Source organism: Desulfovibrio sp. ZJ369, from assembly GCF_011039085.1.
In the GTDB taxonomy this organism is placed as follows: domain Bacteria; phylum Desulfobacterota; class Desulfovibrionia; order Desulfovibrionales; family Desulfovibrionaceae; genus Desulfovibrio.
This window is the reverse complement of sequence record NZ_JAAKEI010000007.1, coordinates 88,616-108,049: the sequence shown is the minus strand read 5'-3', so window position 1 is coordinate 108,049 and position 19,434 is coordinate 88,616. Positions and strand designations below refer to the sequence as shown.

General features: G+C 58.8%; 16 protein-coding genes. 8 read left to right on the top strand and 8 right to left on the bottom strand.

Annotation, left to right across the window (positions count from 1 at the left end; all coding sequences use genetic code 11):
• Window positions 1-238: 238 nt before the first annotated feature.
• Window positions 239-940 (bottom strand): hypothetical protein, encoded by a 702-nt coding sequence (locus G7Y51_RS04025; RefSeq protein WP_165175094.1) that lies wholly within the window; start codon window positions 938-940, stop codon window positions 239-241.
• A gap of 435 nt (window positions 941-1,375) precedes the next feature.
• Here G7Y51_RS04025 and G7Y51_RS04020 point away from each other — a divergent pair, with 435 nt between their 5' ends.
• From G7Y51_RS04020 to G7Y51_RS03990, 7 genes are all read left to right on the top strand, one after another.
• Entirely contained in the window at window positions 1,376-2,422 is a 1,047-nt protein-coding gene (locus G7Y51_RS04020) for a flagellar biosynthesis protein FlhF (RefSeq protein ID WP_165175093.1), read from the top strand.
• 41 nt (window positions 2,423-2,463) lie between these two features.
• Window positions 2,464-3,276 carry a MinD/ParA family protein gene (locus tag G7Y51_RS04015; RefSeq protein ID WP_165175092.1) on the top strand — a complete coding sequence of 271 codons (813 nt, stop codon included), beginning with the start codon at window positions 2,464-2,466 and terminating at the stop codon, window positions 3,274-3,276.
• 239 nt (window positions 3,277-3,515) lie between these two features.
• Window positions 3,516-4,298: a FliA/WhiG family RNA polymerase sigma factor gene (locus G7Y51_RS04010; protein ID WP_165175091.1), complete on the top strand. Its 783-nt coding sequence runs from the start codon at window positions 3,516-3,518 to the stop codon at window positions 4,296-4,298.
• 185 nt (window positions 4,299-4,483) lie between these two features.
• Window positions 4,484-4,864 (top strand): chemotaxis response regulator CheY, encoded by a 381-nt coding sequence (locus G7Y51_RS04005; protein ID WP_165066395.1) that lies wholly within the window; start codon window positions 4,484-4,486, stop codon window positions 4,862-4,864.
• A gap of 519 nt (window positions 4,865-5,383) precedes the next feature.
• Window positions 5,384-6,049: a flagellar basal body-associated FliL family protein gene (locus G7Y51_RS04000; RefSeq protein ID WP_165175090.1), complete on the top strand. Its 666-nt coding sequence runs from the start codon at window positions 5,384-5,386 to the stop codon at window positions 6,047-6,049.
• Between the two features lie 447 nt (window positions 6,050-6,496).
• Complete coding sequence (locus G7Y51_RS03995; protein WP_165175089.1) at window positions 6,497-6,826, top strand: hypothetical protein; 330 nt, start codon at window positions 6,497-6,499, stop codon at window positions 6,824-6,826.
• On the top strand, window positions 6,823-7,251 hold the full coding sequence (locus G7Y51_RS03990; protein WP_165175088.1) for a hypothetical protein: 429 nt from the start codon (window positions 6,823-6,825) through the stop codon (window positions 7,249-7,251). Before G7Y51_RS03995 ends, G7Y51_RS03990 begins: the two co-directional genes overlap by 4 nt.
• Window positions 7,252-7,347: 96 nt before the next feature.
• Here G7Y51_RS03990 and G7Y51_RS03985 read toward each other — a convergent pair whose 3' ends face one another.
• From G7Y51_RS03985 to G7Y51_RS03965, 5 genes are all read right to left on the bottom strand, one after another.
• Window positions 7,348-8,013 carry a hypothetical protein gene (locus tag G7Y51_RS03985; protein ID WP_165175087.1) on the bottom strand — a complete coding sequence of 222 codons (666 nt, stop codon included), beginning with the start codon at window positions 8,011-8,013 and terminating at the stop codon, window positions 7,348-7,350.
• Between the two features lie 255 nt (window positions 8,014-8,268).
• On the bottom strand, window positions 8,269-9,855 hold the full coding sequence (locus tag G7Y51_RS03980) for an efflux transporter outer membrane subunit (protein ID WP_165175086.1): 1,587 nt from the start codon (window positions 9,853-9,855) through the stop codon (window positions 8,269-8,271).
• Window positions 9,852-13,055 carry a multidrug efflux RND transporter permease subunit gene (locus G7Y51_RS03975; RefSeq protein ID WP_165175085.1) on the bottom strand — a complete coding sequence of 1,068 codons (3,204 nt, stop codon included), beginning with the start codon at window positions 13,053-13,055 and terminating at the stop codon, window positions 9,852-9,854. The genes G7Y51_RS03980 and G7Y51_RS03975 overlap by 4 nt, the downstream gene beginning before the upstream one ends.
• 8 nt (window positions 13,056-13,063) lie before the next feature.
• Window positions 13,064-14,179, bottom strand: a complete 1,116-nt coding sequence (locus tag G7Y51_RS03970) for an efflux RND transporter periplasmic adaptor subunit (RefSeq protein ID WP_165175084.1) — start codon at window positions 14,177-14,179, stop codon at window positions 13,064-13,066.
• A 249-nt stretch (window positions 14,180-14,428) separates the two neighbouring features.
• The gene (locus tag G7Y51_RS03965; RefSeq protein WP_165175083.1) at window positions 14,429-15,046 is read right to left on the bottom strand and encodes a thioredoxin; all 618 of its coding nucleotides are present in this window, start codon (window positions 15,044-15,046) and stop codon (window positions 14,429-14,431) included.
• A 177-nt stretch (window positions 15,047-15,223) separates the two neighbouring features.
• On the opposite strand from G7Y51_RS03965, the gene G7Y51_RS03960 reads away from it, so the two are divergent.
• Window positions 15,224-15,505 (top strand): hypothetical protein, encoded by a 282-nt coding sequence (locus tag G7Y51_RS03960; RefSeq protein WP_165175082.1) that lies wholly within the window; start codon window positions 15,224-15,226, stop codon window positions 15,503-15,505.
• Between the two features lie 54 nt (window positions 15,506-15,559).
• Here the strand turns inward: G7Y51_RS03960 and G7Y51_RS03955 are convergent, their stop codons facing one another.
• Both G7Y51_RS03955 and pta read right to left on the bottom strand, forming a co-directional pair.
• Entirely contained in the window at window positions 15,560-16,771 is a 1,212-nt protein-coding gene (locus G7Y51_RS03955; protein ID WP_165175081.1) for an acetate kinase, read from the bottom strand.
• Between the two features lie 243 nt (window positions 16,772-17,014).
• Entirely contained in the window at window positions 17,015-19,114 is a 2,100-nt protein-coding gene (gene pta / locus G7Y51_RS03950; protein ID WP_165175080.1) for a phosphate acetyltransferase, read from the bottom strand.
• Between the last annotated feature and the right edge of the window lie 320 nt (window positions 19,115-19,434).

Sequence of the window (19,434 nt, the reverse complement as noted above, 5' to 3'; positions counted from 1 at the left end):
GAAGGCCCGTACCCATGAAGAGCTTTATGCGGTAGTAGCGAAAGCCCTGAGCATGATCACACAGAATGATGCCCAGGGCTGGTTTGAATCGTGCGGGTATGAAAAAATTTAAAGTTAATCTGCTCTACTACACTTCATGTGCAGCATAATCCGGAAAAAGAATATATAACGCTTTGTTACTCCTGAATTACTCCTTGCATAGATAATTTAGTTGTCAAAACTTTCAATAAATCTGAAGCTAATTTTGCTTAAACATCTCTTCTCTTTCAATCAATTTTCCCTGTTTTTCATATAGCTCAATGTATATATTTCCATGTGTATCTGTGGCCATATGCTTTTCTAATGCTAATAATAAAGCGGGCAAATTTTTCCTAAAGTCATTCGTCTCATCTGAAGTTACTAATATAATTTCCCATACTTTTTTAGAGAGTCCTATGTCTGCTTTTGAAAAGGAATATGCCGCTACAGATAATAAATGTGTATAAGATATTTCTGTTGTTTGGTAATTGTCATAGCCAATAGTTCCATATTTTGGAGTAGTATATGTATGTGGTGTCATCCCATACGGGCCATATGTATATGTCGTATGAGTATTGACTCCAACTTGTCCTGTTATTGGAGTAGAATGATTTACGATATTTGTGTGTCCATTAACTTTAAAATTTATAAATACAACATAATCAGCCTCATATATATTTTCAACTATATGATAATTATTTTTTCTAAATATATTTACTATGTTATCATAAACGGGCTGATAATCAAAATCATATTTATTTCTTTCATTATCGAATATTATTTTATAATTATCATTAGAACTTTTATTTTGTTCATACTCTTGTGATGTTCTTCCATCAACAAGAACACTAAACTTTGGGGAACATCCAACAACACATAAAAAAATGGCAATCAGCAGTAATAAGTTTATTATGTACCGCATTTCTTCCCTCTATTGTATTTACTCGTTATGTAACACTATTAGTGTATATTGCCATTGAAAATATCTAAAAATATTTTAAACTATACTCATGGCAAGCGCAAGCAAAGAACTCCGGATCAGGGCTATTGCGGCATATAAAACTGGCAAATTTACACAGCAACGGTTAGGGCGTTTAGCTACTTTCATGCGCAAAACGCTCTAGCTTGTCGATATCTTGACAGTTACTTCTAAAAAACGCGAAAAATCCTGCCGCAACTGTCCATAAATGCAGCATGGCCTCTGCATGCAGCCCGCTCGCCCCTGCAGGAGCGGCGTCGCGGCCGCGCGCCCGGAGCCCGCTTCTTTTTGGCCCTTATTTTGCATTATCGGTTTTGCCGTCAGACAAACGTCGGGGAAAGGCAACAGCATGTTGCCGCACGGCAAAGGAACCGGATCATGCAAGTAAAGACATTCACAGGCGCCACATCGCAAGAGGTTCTTGCCCGGATCAAGGCTGAAATGGGGCCTGAGGCCGTGATCCTGGGCAGTCGCACCTACCGCCGAAACGGCGTGGTCTGCCATGAGATCACCGCCGGGCTTGACCGCGACGCGAGCGGCAGCCGGGAGCGGGAGGCGGGCGCGCCCGAGGGCTGGAACCAGTGGCACAAGGAATGGATGCAGATCAAGGATCAGCTCTTTGCCCTGATGAAGCCCGCCATCCAGCTTGAGCGCCTCACGCCCCGGCAGCGCGTGGCTTTGGAATATCTGCAGCGCGAGGGCGTTTCCGACGCCGTGGCCGTGGCCCTCTACCAGCGCCTGCTCTCCGAGCCCGGGGCCTCTGTGCTGGAATGCCTGTGCGGCATGGTGCCGGTCAAGGCCTGGGGCCTTGAGCATTGGAACCAGCGCACGCATCTTATGGTCGGGCCGTTCGGTTTCGGCAAGACCACCACCGCCTTGCGCTTTGCCCTGCATTTGCGCAAAACCGAGCCCGAGGCGCGTATTGCCTTCATCAACGCCGACTGCCTGCGCGGCAACGGCCGCCTGATTCTGCGCCACTGGGCCGGACTCTCCAATTTCAACTATATGGAAGCGCCAGACAAGGAAACCATGCAGCAGGCGCTCCAGGCGACAACAGGCTGCCGGGCGGTCTTTGTGGACGTGCCCGGCCTCTCCCGCACGCAGAATCTCGCCCAATGGCGGGTCGAGATGGGCCTGGAGGCGCTTGAAGCCGCCACGCATCTGGTGCTTTCGCCCTTCTGCGATCCGATCCAGACCCAGGCCTTTCTGAGCCGCTACAAAAGCGACGGACCGGGCAGCATTGTCTGGACCAAACTGGACGAGGCCGAAAGTTTCGGCAGCATCGTCAACGTGGCCTGCGCGGCCGGGCTGCCGGTTTCCGCGCTCTCCTTCGGCGCGGAACTCAAGGAAAGCCTCGCCCCGGCCACGGAGCCGCTGATCTGGCGGCTGATCTTCAAGCGTCAGATTCCCGGCCAGGCGGCCTGAAGGCCCGGCCCCAAGCCCATTAACCCATGCGGAGCAAACAGATGAGCGGCACATTTCCCCTGGTATTTTCCATCACTTCCGGCAAAGGCGGCGTGGGCAAGACGAACCTTTCAGTCAACCTGGCGCTCTGTCTGGCCCGGCTGGGCAAGCGCGTGGTGCTGATCGACGCCGATCTGGGCCTTGCCAATGTGGACGTGCTCCTGGGTCTGACCCCGCAGAAAAATCTTTTTCATCTTTTCCATGAGGGCGCGTCGCTTCAGGATATTCTTTTTCCCACGCCCTATGGCTTTTCCATTCTGCCCGCCTCATCGGGCATGAGCGAAATGCTCACGCTTTCCACCGGCCAGAAGCTGGAGCTGCTGGAAGCCGTGGGCGAGCTGGAGGACGATCTGGACTACCTGATTGTGGATACGGGCGCGGGCATCAGCGACAACGTGCTGTACTTCAACCTGGCCGCGCAAGAACGGCTGGTGGTGCTTACCCCGGAACCGACCTCCCTGACCGACGCCTATGCCCTGATCAAGGTGCTCAAGCTCACGCACGGGGTGGAGCATTTCAAGGTCTGCGTCAATATGTCGCCGGATCTCAAGACCGCCAAAAACATGTTTCTGCGTCTGCACCAGGCCTGTGATCACTTTTTGAGCGGCGTTTCCCTGGATCTGGCGGGCGTGTTCCCGCGGGACACGGGCGTGCGCAAGGCCGTGGTGCAACAACTGCCCTTCTGCGTCAGCGATCCCGAAAGCCCGGCGTCCAGGGCCGTGCTGCAACTGGCCAACGACATCACCGCCTGGGAAGCGCCCGCGAGCCTGGACGGCAACATCAAATTTTTCTGGAAGAAACTGTTGTTCAGATGAAGCAGCGCCGCGGCACGGACAGAAAAAAATTGTGCGCGAGCGCGAACGCGCGCCAGCGGGCCGTCCTGACGGGCCCGCGCGGGCATGATTTCTGGCTGTGGACGCAGACGCAGTGAACGACAAGCATCCGGATCAAATATCTCCGCTGTACGGGCCGGGCGGGCCGAGGACAGCGGCAACACAAAAGGCAACTGACATGCCGTGGAGAAGAAGAGGCACGAACCGGAAAGGAACGACACATGAAAACCGGCACAGCGCAAGCATCGCAGGCGAGTCCCTGGGAAGCGCTTGAAACCGGCGCCACGGCCTGGGAAGACTTTTCCTCGGCCGAACAGGAAGCGGTGGTGCGCCATTATGCGCCCAAGATCCGTTTTCTGGCGCTGCGGCTCAAGGCAAAGCTGCCGCGCAACGTGGAACTCGGGGAAATGATCAGCTCCGGCACCCTGGGGCTTATGGAGGCTCTGGGCAAATTCCGGCCGCAGTTGGGCATCCGCTTTGAAACGTACGCGGAAAACCGCATCCGCGGGGCCATGCTGGACGAGCTGCGCAGGCTGGACTGGTTTCCGCGCTCCTTGCGCCAGCGCGTGCGCGTGCTGGACGAGGCCATGCGCAAAGTGGAGCACGAGAAAGGACGCCAGGCCACGGAAGAAGATCTGCAGGACATCACCGGCCTGGAACTGCGCGACGTGCGCCAGGGGCTTGAGGCTTTGCAGAACCAGCTCTGGCTTTCCTTGGACGCCATTCAGGACACGCTCTCCGGCGACAGCCCGGAGAGCGGCGGCGAACTGTACAGCAGCACGGCCCGGCGCGAGCTCATCGAGCGCGTGGCGCCGCTTATCGACCGCTTGACGCCAAGGGAAAAGCTGGTACTCTCCCTCTATTATACTGATGAATTAAACATGCGTGAAACGGCTGAAATCATGGGCATTACCGAAGGCCGCGTCTCACAGTTGCATTCGCAGGCCCTGAGCCGTCTGCGCAGAGAATTTGTGAGCCTGTACGGCGACACGGCGGAACTGTAGCTGCCCGCTTCAGGCCCGGCCGGTCCGACGGAAGATCCTGCATTTCCCGGATGCGCTTCTCAAAATCTTCTGCCGTCCACTGTTGCGTTGCCGCGCGGGCACAAGGGCCGCAACCGCGGAGCCGGATTTTTGCCGGGGCAGCCTCCGCACGATACGCGCCTCGAAAAGCCCCCAAGGAGATATTGATGCCTTACAATCCCAATATGCGCGTTCTTGTCGTGGATGATTTTTCCACCATGCGCCGTATTGTGCGCAACATCCTGCGCCAGCTCGGCTTTAACAACGTGGTGGAGGCCGACGACGGCACTACGGCCTGGGAAGTGCTCAACCGCGACAAGATCGACTTTATCGTGTCCGACTGGAACATGCCGCAGATGACCGGCATTGATCTTTTGCGCAAGGTGCGGGCCAGCGAACAGTTTGCCAACATTCCCTTTTTGATGGTCACGGCCGAGGCCCAGCAGGAAAACATCATTGAAGCGGTGCAGGCCAAGGTTTCCAACTATATCGTCAAGCCCTTCACCGCAGACACCATGAAGCAGAAGATCGACAAAATTTTTCCCTAGCGCCGCATCGGGCATGGAGACCTGCCACGGGCCTGAAGAGCGCAGAGCAAACAAACGCGCTTTGGCAGCGATCCCCTGTCGGCGCGCCGTGCCGCGGGCTTTGCCTGATGCCGCTTCACGCGGCGCTCAAGCTTTTTCAGCATGGAATCCGGAAAATGCTGCATCCCCAAGAGGCCTGCTGCCGGTACGCTTTCCCCGATGCGAAACAGCCGCGCTTGGGCGGCATCTTGCTGCCCGCGCCATGAACCCGGCCGCGCTTTTGCTTTTGCCCTCCGGTGTTTTGCCTTGCCGCTTCACGCCTGCATTCCGCGCCATGTTGCGGCCCTCGAGCGTTCTGCTGGAGCATTTTCTCTTTGAAAATGCTCTGCTGACGCGAAAGCGGCAGCCGCCGCAACGCGGCGTACATTCAGGCGAAAACCGCGTTTTTCGCCTGAATGCCACCTTTGACTTTCATAAAAAGTCAAAGGTAATCTGCTCTAAGAAGACAAGCCGCTCTTCTTTTTTTTGACGGAGTAGCCTGTGGCTGACAAAAACAAGCTTAAGGAAGCCCCGGTCAGGGACGATATACAGGTCACGCTGCACCCGGATGCGGGCCTGGGCAAGGTGGAGCTGGATCTCGACGACGCGCCTTTTTTACTGGACGAGCCGGATGCGCCGGCCGTGCCGGAAGAGAGCGAAGCGCCGGCCGTGCCGCAGGAGGCCGAAACCGCCGCCGCGGCTCCGAAAAAGAAAAAACTGCTCCTGCTGGCCGGCGGGGGTTTGCTGTCGCTTTTGCTTCTTGGGGCGGCGGCCTGGTGGTTTTTTGCTCCGCCGCCAGAGCCGGACGCGCCCAAGCCCGAAGTGATCGTGGTGCCCTCCAAGCCGGCCGTACCGGCCAAGCTTGAGTACGTCAAGGAATTTGCGCCCTTTCTGGTGGAACGGCCGGACGGCAAGGGCGGGTCGCGCTTTTTGATCTGCAAATTCTCCGCCCTGACCAAGGTTCCGAACCTGGACAAGGAAATGGATCAGAAAATGCTCTCCCTGCGTGACGCGCTTTACTATTATCTGCGCAGCACGGACAACGACTTCCTGCTGGCCCCGGAAAATGTTCAAACCATAAAAAAGGATCTGACCTCCGTGCTCAACAACTACCTGACGCAAGGGCAGATCGAGGATGTGCTTTTTGAAAGATATCTCAGCGAGTAAGGGGAGTTTTGCCTGAGAGGGAGAGTGACGCGCTTTCGGCCGCGCTTTCCCGGCCGGGCTTGCCGCGCCCTCCCATGATGGGGGCAAGGTCGCGGCGCGGCGCATTGCCGTAAACGGCACGGGATCCAGGGAAGTTTGCCGCCAATCTAGAGCGTTTTGCTAATGAAATTAGCTAAACGCTCTGGCGACAGCGTTAGCTGGCGTCCGCGCCGAATGAGCGTCCAGACCGCGTTGCGGTAGCCGTTAGCAAGCTTTGCTTGCTTACGGATAGCGACAGCGGTTGCGTTGGCTGGCGCCGCAGTAACCAGTTGCTGTCTTCATCCGTAGCTTCCTTCGTCGCAACGGCTGAAGCCTGGACGCGAAATGATGGCAGCGAAGTGATTGAAAATGGATATTTTCAATCAAAAAATGCTCTAAGGACGTCCAGGAGGACGTCCGGGGAGAGCCATGAGCGTTGACGCCACCATGGCCGTGCTCTATGCCCAGACCAATCTGGCCGCGCCCTTTGCCAACGCGGCCGCGGTGGCCCCTCAGGCCTCCATGGCCATGTCGCGGGTGCTGGCCGCGGAAATGGCCCGGCAGGAACAGCAACAGATCGAGAAAACCGAAAAAACCGAAGGCAGCGCCGTGCTCCCGGACGGGCGCAACGGCGGCGGGGCCTCTTTCGGCAGCCGCCGCCGCACGCGGCGGCCTTTGCCCGAAGCTTCGCCGGAAGACGGGGAGATCCGGCCATCCGCGTCGCCGCTGGTAGGCAACCTTTTGAATCTCAAAGTATGAACGCAACCCTGACGTTGGCGCTGATTATTCTTTTTTCCCTGCTGGAGCTGGCCATATTGGGCGGCGTGCTCTTTTTTTACCTGCGCCTGCGCCGCTCGGAGGCTTTGCTCAACGCCTTGCAGGGCAATCAGGAAAGCCTGCTGGCGCGTATTGAAATGAACGCCCGCCTGGAGCGGGAAATAGTGGCCACCTTTGCCCAGCGCCAGGCCGAATTGCGCAATCTGGACGAAAAGCTGGAAGAGCGGGCCCAGGAGCTGCGCCGCCTGCTGGAACAGGCCGAGGGCATCCGCCGCTCGCCGCAATTTTTGCGCGAGATCATTCTCAACGGCCGCCGCAAGGGGCTGAGCACCCGGCAGATCGCGCGCAACGCGGGTTTGAGCGTGGATGAGGTGGAGTTGATCCTGGCCCAGAACACGGAAGCATAACCACTTTTCCGGCGAAGCGATTTTCACACGAAAAAATGAAGCGTTATGTGTGACCTGGTGACGAGAGCGTTTTGCTGATGAAAGCAGCTGAGCGCTCTAAAAATCCATCTTGAACTGCATACCCATACCCAGCACGGATTCGGGTTGGCTGGCGTTGGAGTTGCGCTCGCGCGTCTGTTCATCTCTGAGGATCAGTTCCGGCCCCACGCTGATGCTGAGGTCCTCCCCGGCCGTAACGTCCGCATAGGCGCGCACCACATGACGGCTTTCCAGAGGCCGCGCTTCATCCGCGCGCACGCCGTCCGCCGGCAAGGGCTCGCGCCAGGTGGAAACTTCGCTTTCCATGCTGATGCCCAGCGGCTTCTTTTTTTTCCTGGCCTGAGCCGCCGAGCCGCTCAAGGCGCTGCTGATGCCCCTGGCCGTGTTCACGGCCTTTTTTTCCAGCGCGCCTGAAACCGCGCGGTCGTGCAGATCCTGCGAGGCCACGCCATCCCGCCAGATGGCGGCATTGCGATCGCTGGAGTGGCCGAAAGCCCAGGAACGCCCATGCAAGCCTTGTTTTTTCCGGGTCGCCTTCCCGGAGGAACGCTGCGGCGTTGCCCCGGCAGCCTTGACAGACGTTTTGAACCGCGTGGCCTCCCGGCCGTTGTCGGCAGCCGCCTGAAAAGACTGCCCGGCCGCCGAAACAGGAGCAGTGAAAAAGAGACTCAGAGTCAGGGCCATAAAACCCATAAACAGGGTAACGGGCAGTTGTCTGTCCATATTCTTTTTTACGCCACTCCGTATGTATCTGTAAAGTCCCCGGACATGGGAGACATTCACGCCTTCAATGAAAATGATATTACAACCATCTGAAATTCAAAACGAATTTTTTAGAGGAAGCCGGGAAAAACAAATGCGCAGCGACCGGCCTTTGCCCATGTTTCAGGGGAAAAGCCGGTCGCTTGATTCACGTTTCGATTCCGCCGGATTGGCCGGGAAAAAGCCGCGGCAGGCCAAAGCGCCTTGCGTTGACGTTTACTGCCGGGCGGCCCCCGAAACAGGAGCCCTGGTGGCAGGCGTGGCCTCGCGGGCGCTGGTCTCCTGCTGCAAAAGCCGCTCGGTGTTCACCACCGGGAAGCTCGGACGCGCGCCCGGATCCTGCCAGCCGCCGCCCAAAGCCATGCACACGCTGACCACGGCGTCCAGCCGGTCGCGCAGGGCCGTGGCCAGTTGCAGCTCGGCCGAAAAAAGCTGGCGCTCCGCGTCCAGGACCGTCAGATAGTCAGTATAGCCGTTATCATACTGCAAACGGGCGATGTCCACCGCGCGGCGCAGGCTTTCCACCTGGATTTGCATACTGCGCACAATGGCGTCGGCCTCGCGCTGGGCGGTGAGCGAAACGCGGATATCCTGAAAGGCGGACTGCACGGTCTTGCGATACACCGCAATGGCGGCCCTTTTCTGAGCCTCCGCATCCTTGAGATTATACCAGTTGCGCCCGAAATCCAGGATGGGCAGCGTGCCTGACGCTCCATAGCTCCAGACCCCGGCCGGCCCGCTGAAGAGATTGCCCACCGCGGCGCTGACCGTGCCGAGCATGCCTGTCAGGGAAATGGACGGGAAAAACTGGGCGCGGGCCACGCCGATATTGGCATTATAGGCCATAATCATGTATTCGGCCGCGCGCACGTCCGGACGCCGCTCCAGCAATTCCGAAGGCAGGCCTTCGGGCAGTACCGGCGGCGCGGGCAGCATGCCCACGGCCCGGCCGCGCGTCATGCCCCGGTTGATGATCTCGCGCGGCGAGCGCCCCAGCAGCACGGCCAGGGAGGCTTCGGCCTGATCCACGGATACGGTGCTGGTGTGCACCTGGGCGCGCGCGGTTTCCACCTCGGCCCGGGCGCGCTGCCAGTCCAGCTCGGTGATGTCGCCCTGCTTGTAGCGGCTGGTGTAGATGCCGAAGGCATCCTCCCGGCTTTTCAAGGTGCGCCGCGCCGTATCCAACTGCATGTCAAGAGCGAGCAGGGCAAAATAACTCTGCGCCACCTGACCGGCCACGGAAAGACGCAAGGCCTCGTGCCCTACCACTGTATTCATCAGCACATCGGAAAGGGCCGTATAGTTGTTCCGGTACTTGCCCCAGAGATCCAGTTCCCAGGAGGCGTTGAGCGAACCCTGGTAATTGGTGGTGGACCGCGAAAGCCCGCTGCGGTTGAAAGGGACGGTGTTGGCTGTTTTTTCAGAAGCGCCCTGCGCCGCTGCTCCGGCGTCGCCGCTGACAGAGGGCAGCAACTGCGAGGTGGCAATGCCCACCTGAGCCGCGGCCGAATCGATCCTGGCCAGGGATTCGGCCAGATCCTGATTGTTGCGCAGCGCTTCTTCCACCATGGCCGTCAGCACGGGATCGTTGAAGCGCGTCCACCAGTCGGTATGCAGCGGAGCCGATCCCAAATCCACCTTGCGCCATTGATCCGGGATATCCTGTTCCGGCCGCTCGTAGCGCGGCGCAAAAGAGCAGGCCGAGAGCAGCAACGCGAGACACAGCGCCAAAAGCGGAACCGTGAGCCGGACCTGGCGCCGGGCCTGAACCCGGACCGGCCCGCCTTGGGGGGTGGCGCTCATAAATCCTCCTGTTCATCCTCAATGCGGCCCTTGCCTTCATTGGGATCTTTCTTGCCCTGCAGTTTCAGGGAAAGCTGCATAATACTCTTGAAGAAATACGGCACAAAGAGCGTGGCGATGGCCGTGGCGGCCAACATGCCGCCGATGACCGCGACGCCGATGGCGTGTCGGCTGTTGGCGCCCGCGCCGGAGCTGATGGCCAGGGGCACGCAGCCCAGGATAAAGGCCAGGGAAGTCATGATGATCGGCCTGAAGCGCAGGCGCGACGCATGCATGGCCGCCACGTCGAGGCTGCGGCCGCCGCGCCAGGCCTCCACCGCGAATTCCACAATCAGAATGGCGTTTTTGGCGGCCAGGCCCACCAATGTGATCAAGGCCACCTGGAAGTAGACGTCATTGGACAAATCCCTGAGCCAGGTCGCCAGCAGCGCGCCGAACACGCCAAAGGGCACGGCCGTGAGCACAGCCAGGGGCAAAGACCAGGACTCGTACTGGGCGGCCAGGATCAGGAAGACCATCACCAGAGCCAGCCCGAAGATCAGGCCGGTGTCCGCGCTGGCCAGCTTTTCCTGCAGGGCCGAGCCCACCCAGCCCAGGCTGTAGTCGGCGGGCAGCGAGGCCGCGGCGGCCTGCTCCATTTCGCTCAGAGCCTGGCCCGATGAATAGCCCGGCGCGGGATTGCCCAGGATATGCGCGGCCGGGAACACGTTGTAGCGTTCCATGACCTGCGGCGCGGTGCGCCGTTCCAGGGTCATGATCGCGGTGAGCGGGATCATCTCGCCCTTATTGTTGCGCACATACACGTCGCTCAGGTCTTCGGGCAGGACGCGAAATTCGGCTTCGGACTGCATACGCACCTGGAAAGTCCGGCCCATATAGTTGAAGTCGTTCACATAAGTACCGCCGAACGTGCCGCTCATGGCCGTATAGACGTCGGTAATGCTGATGCCCATGTCCTTGCAGCGTTCGCGATCCAGATTGGCGTACAACTGCGGCGAACCCGTGGAAAAGAGGCTGCGCACACTGCCGATGGCCGGATACTTGGGCTTGCCGTCGGCGTTTTTGGACAGGGCTTCGGCCACCATTTTGTTGGCATTGTTTTCCAGATCGTAAATGGTGCCCTGGCCGCGCATCTGAATATAGCCTTCAAAGCCGCCGGTGGTGCTCATGCCGCTGATGGGCGGCGGCGAAAAGCCCAGAACCACGGCTTCGGGCTGCATCATGGTCACGGCCATGACCTTTTGGGTCAGATCGTCGGCCGACATGCCGGGCCCCTTGCGCTCGCTCCAGGGCTTGAGCGTGGCGAAAAAGGTGCCGTAATTGCTCTTTACCGCCATAGAGGTGATGTCAATGCCGTTGATGGTGGCCACCATATCCACCGAGGGCTGCTTGCGCAGAAAATTGCTCAGAGTTTCGGTGACGGCCAGGGTACGGTGCTGGGAAGCGCCGTCGTCCAGAATGGCCATGCCCAGGATGTAGCCCTGGTCCTCATTGGGCACCAGGCCGCCGGGCACCACCTTGAGCAGCCAGAGCATGGCCGCGAGCATAAGCGCAAAGAGCGTCAGGGCCCGCAGGCTGGAATCCTTGATGTAGCGAACCGTGCGCACATAGCGGTGGGTGACGCGGCCAAAGGCGTAGTTGAACCAGATGAAGAACCTGGCGGGCTTGTAGTCATGAGCATGAGGCTTGAGCAGCAGCGCGCACAAAGCCGGCGTGAGCGTCAGAGCCACAATGCCTGAGAGCACCACGGACACCGAAATGGTGATGGCGAACTGCTTGTACATCTGCCCGGCCAGCCCGCCCATGAAGGAGACGGGAATGAACACCGCGCAGAGCACCAGCACAATGGCAATGACCGGGGCCGTAACCTCGTTCATGGCCTTGGCCGTGGCTTCCCTGGGCGGCAGATGCTCGGTGCTCATGATGCGCTCGACGTTTTCAAGCACCACAATGGCGTCATCCACCACAATGCCGATGGCCAGCACCATGGCGAAAAGGGTCAGGGTGTTCAGCGTATAGCCGAACGCGTACAGGCCCGCAAAGGTGCCGATGATCGATACGGGCACCGCGATACAGGGGATCAGCGTGGTCCGCCAGTTCTGGAGAAAGACATAGACCACGATGAACACCAGGATCATGGCTTCTATCAGCGTCGAAACCACTTCCCTGATGGATTCAATGACAAAGTCATTGGTATCCACCACGATACGGTATTCCATGCCGTCGGGCAGGTTTGCGGCGATATCTTTCAGCTTGGCCGCGACCAGGTCGCCGGTGGCAATGGCATTGGCGCCGGGCAGCAGGTAAACCGCGCCCATGCGGGCAACCATGCCGTTGGCCCGGGAGCTGACGCTGTAATCCTGGCCGCCCAGCTCCACCCGGGCCACGTCCTTGAGGCGCAGCATGGCGCTGTCCGGCCCGGTGCGCACCACAATCTCCCCGAACTCATCGGGCGTGACCAGCCGGCCCTGGGTGTCGATCTGCCAGGTGAGCTGGGTGGAGGAGGGCGAGGGCATATCGCCCAGACGGCCGGGCGCGAACTGGGAGTTCTGCTCCTGAATGGCCCTGGTCACATCATTGACCGTCAAGCCATACTTGGCCAGCTTGTCCGGCTGGAGCCAGATGCGCATGGAATAGCTCATGCTGCCGAAAACAGAAACGTCGCCCACGCCGGGCACGCGCTTGAGCTCGTCCACAACGTTGATCTGCATCCAGTTGTGGATATAGACCTCGTCGTAGCGGCCGTCGGGCGAATAATACGCAAAGAGCTGAAGCATGGCCGGAGAGCGTTTGACCACGCTCACGCCCTGGCGGCGCACCTCCTCTGGCAGCTGTGTCTGGGTCAGGTTGACCTTGTTGTTGACGTTGACCAGGGCCATGTCCGGGTCCGAGCCCAGGGCAAAGTACACGTTGATGGAGCCGGAGCCCGATCCGGAAGCGGCCGTGGAGGTCATGTACAGCATGTTTTCCACGCCGTTGATGTTCACTTCCAGGGGGGCCAGCACGGTGGAGGCGATGGTTTCGGCGGACGCGCCGGGATATGTGACGCTCACGTTGACCGTGGGCGGCACCAGATCCGGGTATTGGGCAATGGGCAGGGCCTTCATGGCCAGAGCGCCCACCAGAGTGATCACGATGGAAATGACGGCCGAGAGAATCGGACGGCGCAAAAAGAAATTCGGTTTGGAAGAAGCGGCCATAGAGCAACCTACTTTTGAGCGGCAGGAGCCTGCGGCTGCTGCTGTGCTCCGGCTTTCTGCACGCGCACCACGGTTCCGGGCCGGGCCTTGACGATGCCCTCGCTGACGATGCGCTCGCCGCCCTTGAGGCCGGAAACCACCAGGTACTTGTCACCCACGGCCACGCTCAGATCGACCGGGACGGCATAGACCTTGTCTTCCTTGTCCAGAGCCATGACCATGGAGCCCTTCTGGGTCAGGATCACGCACTTCTGCGGGATCAGCACCGCGTTTTTGAGGATGTCGCCTTCCATGTACAAGCGCACATACTGTCCGGGCATGATGTGCCCGTCGGCATTGTCAAAGACCGCGCGGGCCTGGATCACGCCCGTGGTGGGCTGGACCTGACTGTCGATGAAGGTCACCTGGCCCTCGCCCTTGTACATGGTGCCGTCCAGAAGACGCAGCCTGGCCTTGTAGCGGTTGTGCTCCGGGAACTCCAGGCGACCGGCCTCTGCCAGTTGCTGCCGGGTCATGCGCTCGGGCGCGGCAATGGAAAAGTCGATGTACATGGGGTCCGTCTGGTTCACATAGGTCAGCAGCGAATTGTTGCCGACCAGGTTGCCGGGCGTGAAGTTTTCCTTGCTGCTGAAGCCGGAAACCGGAGCCGTCACCTCGGTATAGTCCAGATTGATTTTGGCTGTGCGCAATTCCGCCTTGGTGGTTTCATAGGCGGCCCGGGCGGCGTCGCGATCCTTCTGGGAAACCGCGTTCTTTTCATAAAGCGGGCGGATGCGCTTCCACTCGCGCTCGGCATTATTGAACTGGGCCTGGGCCTGCTGGACCTTGGCCTCGTACTGATCGCGCTCCAGTTGAAACAACAGCTGGCCTTTCCTGACGAAATCGCCTTCCTCATAGAGACGTTTCTCAATGATGGCCTCCACGCGGGAGCGCACTTCCACGGCGCGCGAGCCAGAGGCCTGGGCCTGGTATTCGGCCGGCCAGGGCGCGTCGGCAACCTTGACGTCAAAAACAGCCACCGGGGGCCGCATATCAGGCTGGGCTTTTTTGTCATCGCCGCAGGCGGCGAGAGCCAGGCACAGCCCCAGCACAAGAGCAAAATAAATCGATATTCTCATGGTCATGAACTACTCCGTTGGGCGCAGGCGGAAAATCCGCCATTGAAAAGCCCACCCTGACTTGGTAGAGGCGGGCTCAAGCAACACTCTACAAAACATACTTCATGGCAAAAAGCAAGAAACGGGCCAAGGCGAACGCGATATGTTGCCAAGGCGAATCGCTTTGTATTTCAATATCTTAGCATACCGCATTCTGCATCTGTAACTCAGTAAAATAAAAGGATATTTTTTTCAAAAAAATTCTCCGCCCAGGCTCTACGCCCCGGGCGCTTCCAGGCGGGCCCGCACATGGCGCGCCTGCCTGCTGCCGATATTCAGGAATCCGCACCACCAGACAGCGTTTTTCAGCAATTGGAAGCGCTTGAAGCGCTGCCGCTCGTCGCCCGGGCGCAGCACGGTGATTTCCAGGGATTTCTCACTTCCGGTCTCGCTCAGAAAAATAATCCGCAGACCCACCCGCTGGATGGATTTGAGCGTATCCGGAGAAAAACGGCTCAAGACTTTGTTGGCAATCTCCGTGGCCTTGAGCGAGGTGGTCGGCTGCTCGGACGAGCAGGACAGATCCTGCGGCCGGCCGTTGATCAGCAACTCCACCCGCGCGATGTTGGACAGGTTGATCTTGCTGCGGTTAATCACTTTGGTCTGGCGCAAGACGCGATAATACAGCGCGCCGAATTCCTCGGAAGCGCCCATGATCACTGTGGTCTGGGCGTCGGGATAAAAGACGGCCATCGTGGCCGTCATCCGGGAAGCCCCGGCAATGTCGCTCTTTTCTTCGGCAATGCGCTGGAGATACCGGGTGTTCCTGCGCCTGGTCTCCAGATAGATGAACAGCAAAACACTGACGATTACAGCGGCCACCGTGAGTTCCATGTCGCCTGCCTCCCCATCCTGAGGATATCCCGGCCAAAAACAAATAGCAAGGTAGACTCTTCCGGGAAGGATTTACTTTTCTGGTGAAATTCTTTTCTCAATCATGTAAAATTACAATGAATTTTTTAAGAAAATCATCTCAAAAGTGAATCCCTTTCTTCCGGGGCCAGGGCTGCCATGCCCCAACCCTGGCGGCGATGCAACAGCATCGCCCGAAGCGCAGGCTTCGTGGGTGCGAAGTGCGGCTCCGCCGCCGAGGCGGCTCTTGCCAGCGTTTATGATAACATGAAAAAAATTATTGTACTTAGGGCGGTTAGCTACTTTCATGAGCAAAACGCTCTAAGGCTTATGGAGGAGCATGACCTCAATCCGGAATGGCTGAAACAAGGCCTTGGCTGCATGTATCTCACAGGCGTTGTGCGGCGCGCGGCAGAACGTCATATCCGGCCGGACTTGTGAAAAGGCCGCCCGCGCTCAGCGGACGGCCTTTTCACTGTGGGAGGCACAAGAGTTTTACTTGCCCAGCACTTCCAGGGTGGCCTGGGCGATCTGCAATTCCTCGTTGGTGGGGATGATCAGCACAGGGATTTTGCTGTCCGGGGTGGAGATGGCGCGCGCGCCCGGCTTGCGCGTATTGTTTTCCGCGGGGTCAAGCCTGATGCCCAGGCCTTCCAGGCCCTCGCAGACAGCGGCGCGCACGATATCGTCATTTTCGCCGATGCCCGCGGTAAAGACCAGGGCGTCCACCTTGCCGTCCAGCAGAAAGACATAGGAACCCAAGGTCTTCCTGATGCTGCGCACCAGCATCCTGAGAGCCAGCTCGGCGCGCTTGTCGCCCTTTTCCACCTGGGCGTGCACGTCGCGCATGTCCGTATAGCCGCACAGGCCGAGCAGGCCGGATTTTTTATTCATCAAAATGTCGGCCTCAGCCGGGCCGAGCCCTTTCTTTTCCATGACAAAGGGCACAATGGCCGGGTCAATGCTGCCGCAGCGCGTGCCCATGATCAGGCCTTCCAGCGGGGTCAGGCCCATGCTGGTGTCAAAGCATTTGCCATCCCTGACGCAGCTCATGGATGAGCCGTTGCCCAGATGCATGGTGATGGAGCGCAGCTCGCCCAGCGGTTTCCCCAGATATTCGGCGGTCTTTCTGGCAATATACTTGTGGGAAGTGCCGTGGAAGCCGTAGCGGCGGATTTTGAGCTCCTCATACAGCTCGTAGGGCAGGGCGTACATATAGGCTTCCGGCGGCATGCCCATGCCGAATTCCGTATCAAAGACCGCCACGTTGGGCACGCCCGGGAAGAGCTTTTCCGCCACCTCAATGCCCATCAGGTTGGCCGGGTTATGCAGGGGGCCGAGCAAAAAGCACTCTTTGATGATGTCCTTGACGTGTTGATCCACGCGCACCGGGTCAGTGATGGACTCGCCACCGTGCAGCACGCGGTGGCCGATGGCGAAAATTTCGCTTTTGTCTTTGATCACCCCGATTTTCGGATCAGTGAGCAGGGCAATGACCAGCTCCATGGCCTGCACATGGGTGGGGAAGGGCGCTTCGCGGATTGTTTTTTCCGCCTTGTCCGTATCCGGCGCGATTTTGTGGGTCAGGCAGCCGTTCTCCTGCCCGATGCGCTCGGCCACGCCGGAACAGAGCACGGTTTGGGTGTCCATTTCCAGGAGCTGATATTTGCACGACGAGGAGCCTGCGTTGATCACCAGAACTTTCATATCTTTTCCTTTGTCTGCCTGTTTTTTAGAGCATTTTCACTTTGAAAATGCTCTGCTGACGCGAAAGCGGCAGCCGCCGCAACGCGGCGGACATTCAGGCGAAAACCGCGTTTTTCGCCTGAATGCCACCTTTGACTTTCATAAAAAGTCAAAGGTAATCTGCTCTAGCTCATTTCATGAGCAAAACGCTCTAAAATGAAAAGGACAGGAGCGCAGCCGCGCCCCTGCCCTGCAAACGGTTTTTCAGGCTTTTTCGGCAGCAGCCTGCACGGCCGTGATGGCCACGGTGTTCACAATGTCCGGCACAGTGCAACCGCGGGAAAGATCATTGACCGGCTTGTTCAGGCCCTGGAGCACCGGGCCGATGGCCACGGCCTGGGCCGCGCGCTGCACGGCTTTGTAGGTGTTGTTGCCCGTGTTCAGATCCGGGAAGATGAAGACCGTGGCCTTGCCTGCCACCAGGCTGTCCGGCATCTTGGTCTTGGCCACAGTGGGGTCAATGGCCGCGTCGTACTGCAAGGGGCCTTCCAGGGCCAGATCCGGAGCCATCTCTCTGGCGATGCGGGTGGCTTCAACCACCACGTCCACATCCGCCCCCTTGCCGGAGGTGCCGGTGGAATAGGAAAGCATGGCCACGCGCGGCTCAATGCCGAAAACCTCGGCCGTATGGGCTGAGGCCACCGCGATTTCCGCCAATTGCTGCGCCGTGGGGTTGGGGTTCACCGCGCAGTCGCCGAAGGCCAGCACCCGATCCTTGAGGCACATCAGAAAGACCGAGGAAACCACGGAGTAGCCGGGCTTGGTCTTGATGAACTCAAAAGCCGGGCGGATGGTGTGCGCCGTGGTGTTCACCGAGCCGGAAACCATGCCGTCGGCGTCGTCCTTCTTGACCATCATGGTGGCGAAGTAGGTGGCGTCGCTCATCACGTCGCGGGCGATCTCCAGGGTGATGCCCTTGGCTTTGCGCAGCTCGTAGTAGGTCTGGGCATAGTCGTCGAATTTGGGCGATTTCACGGGGTCGATCAGGGTGGCCCCGCTGATGTCCAGGCCCAGATCGCTGGCTTTTTTGCGGATTTTGTCCACGTTCCCGAGCAGAATGATCTCCGCCACCTCGCGCCGCAGTAAAATGTCCGTGGCCTGAAGGATGCGGCCTTCCGTGCCTTCAGCCAGGACAATGCGCATTTTGCGGCTTTTGGCGCGCTCGATCAGCTCGAATTCGAACATCATGGGCGTCATGCGGCTGCTGCGTTTGCAGACCAGACGGTTGGCGATTTCCTTGCCGTTGACATGGTGCTCGAAAAGGCCCAGCACCGTGCTGATCTTGCGCATGTCTCCGGGCTCGATCAGGCCGTACACTTCCTGCAGGGCCAGGATGGCCCTGTAGGTATGAAACTCGGTGAGCAGAATGGGCAGGGGCGAGCCGCTCCAGCCGTCGATCAGGTTGCGGACTTCCTCCGGGGGCCGCAGGCCGCCGGTGAGCAGAACGCCCGCAATGTCCGGCTTGGAGGAGGACAGGCGCGAGGCGATGGACGCCAGCAGAATGTCCGTGCGGTCGCCCGGCGAGATGACCAGCTGATCCTTGGCGATATATTGCAGAAAATGCTCCACATGCATGGCCGCCACCAGATAGTCGCCCACCAGGGTGTCCATGCGGTTCGCGCCGAAAAGGACTTCAGCCTGCAGGCCCTTTTTCACGTCGCCCATTGTGGCCCGGCCGATGGCCGGATCATTGGGCACCGCGTAAATCAGGGCCGGGCGGCCTTCCTGGCTGAACTGGGCGCGCAGCTCGTCCAGATCGGTCTGGGAAAGATGGGCCCGGTTGATGATCGTGGCGATCACGTCCAGAGAATACGGCTCCAGACTGTCCATGGTCATTTGCAGGGACTGGCGCACCTCTTCGGCCGTGGCAGTGTCCCCGCTGGTCACCAGCATGACCGGGCAGCCCAGATTGGCCGCGATTTCGGCGTTGAGCTCAAACTCGAAGACCGGGTCCTTGCCCAGAAAATCCGTGCCCACGCAGAGCACGAAATCGTGCTCCAGGAGGATTTTTTTGAATTTCTGGATAATATTTTCCAAAAGCAGATTGCGCGAGCCCTGATTGATGATTTCGCGCGCTTCGCGGTGGGTGTAGGCGAAAGTGTCTTTATAATCCATCTCCAGCCGGAAATGCTCCAGCATCAGATGGATGTCCGGGTCGCGGTCGTCCAGTTGGGGCTCGTTGATGATCGGGCGAAAGATCGCCACATTGCGCATATGGCGGCTGAGCATCTGCATGGTGCCCAGCGCAATGGCGCTTTTGCCCGTCAGCGGCCCGGTGGCCGTGAGATAAAGAGCGTTATGCATACGTTCTCCGTTGCCTGGCGGCATCCGGCGTGCATTTTTCCCAATGCGGCCGGTTCTGTTCTTGGAGCAGATTGCCTTTGGGATTGTCCAATCTCAAAGTGTTGAAGACGGCCGGCATGCAGATCGGGCGGCCTTGCCCGTAAAGCTCCACGGCTCGTTCAGGGGCAGGGCGGGAGCGCAAATGCATTGCGCGTGGCTTTCGCAGCGGGCGTCCGCTTTGTACGTCACGGGCCTGCGCTCTTGCGGCTGCCGGAACCGAGGGCTTTTCAAAAGGCAACATGCTCTGAAAACGTGCAGGGCGCGGCGTGTCCGCGCCGCGC

Excerpts from the sequence above, each read along its gene's own strand:
- G7Y51_RS03965 (WP_165175083.1), bottom strand. The coding sequence starts at position 15,046 with ATGGAACTCACGGTGGCCGCTGTAATCGTCAGTGTTTTGCTGTTCATC.
- G7Y51_RS03985 (WP_165175087.1), bottom strand. The coding sequence starts at position 8,013 with ATGGACAGACAACTGCCCGTTACCCTGTTTATGGGTTTTATGGCCCTG.
- G7Y51_RS04010 (WP_165175091.1), top strand. The coding sequence starts at position 3,516 with ATGAAAACCGGCACAGCGCAAGCATCGCAGGCGAGTCCCTGGGAAGCG.
- G7Y51_RS04020 (WP_165175093.1), top strand. The coding sequence starts at position 1,376 with ATGCAAGTAAAGACATTCACAGGCGCCACATCGCAAGAGGTTCTTGCC.
- G7Y51_RS03970 (WP_165175084.1), bottom strand. The coding sequence starts at position 14,179 with ATGACCATGAGAATATCGATTTATTTTGCTCTTGTGCTGGGGCTGTGC.
- G7Y51_RS03960 (WP_165175082.1), top strand. The coding sequence starts at position 15,224 with ATGCCCCAACCCTGGCGGCGATGCAACAGCATCGCCCGAAGCGCAGGC.
- G7Y51_RS04015 (WP_165175092.1), top strand. The coding sequence starts at position 2,464 with ATGAGCGGCACATTTCCCCTGGTATTTTCCATCACTTCCGGCAAAGGC.
- G7Y51_RS04005 (WP_165066395.1), top strand. The coding sequence starts at position 4,484 with ATGCCTTACAATCCCAATATGCGCGTTCTTGTCGTGGATGATTTTTCC.
- G7Y51_RS03995 (WP_165175089.1), top strand. The coding sequence starts at position 6,497 with ATGAGCGTTGACGCCACCATGGCCGTGCTCTATGCCCAGACCAATCTG.
- G7Y51_RS03980 (WP_165175086.1), bottom strand. The coding sequence starts at position 9,855 with ATGAGCGCCACCCCCCAAGGCGGGCCGGTCCGGGTTCAGGCCCGGCGC.
- G7Y51_RS03975 (WP_165175085.1), bottom strand. The coding sequence starts at position 13,055 with ATGGCCGCTTCTTCCAAACCGAATTTCTTTTTGCGCCGTCCGATTCTC.
- pta (WP_165175080.1), bottom strand. The coding sequence starts at position 19,114 with ATGCATAACGCTCTTTATCTCACGGCCACCGGGCCGCTGACGGGCAAA.
- G7Y51_RS03990 (WP_165175088.1), top strand. The coding sequence starts at position 6,823 with ATGAACGCAACCCTGACGTTGGCGCTGATTATTCTTTTTTCCCTGCTG.
- G7Y51_RS03955 (WP_165175081.1), bottom strand. The coding sequence starts at position 16,771 with ATGAAAGTTCTGGTGATCAACGCAGGCTCCTCGTCGTGCAAATATCAG.
- G7Y51_RS04025 (WP_165175094.1), bottom strand. The coding sequence starts at position 940 with ATGCGGTACATAATAAACTTATTACTGCTGATTGCCATTTTTTTATGT.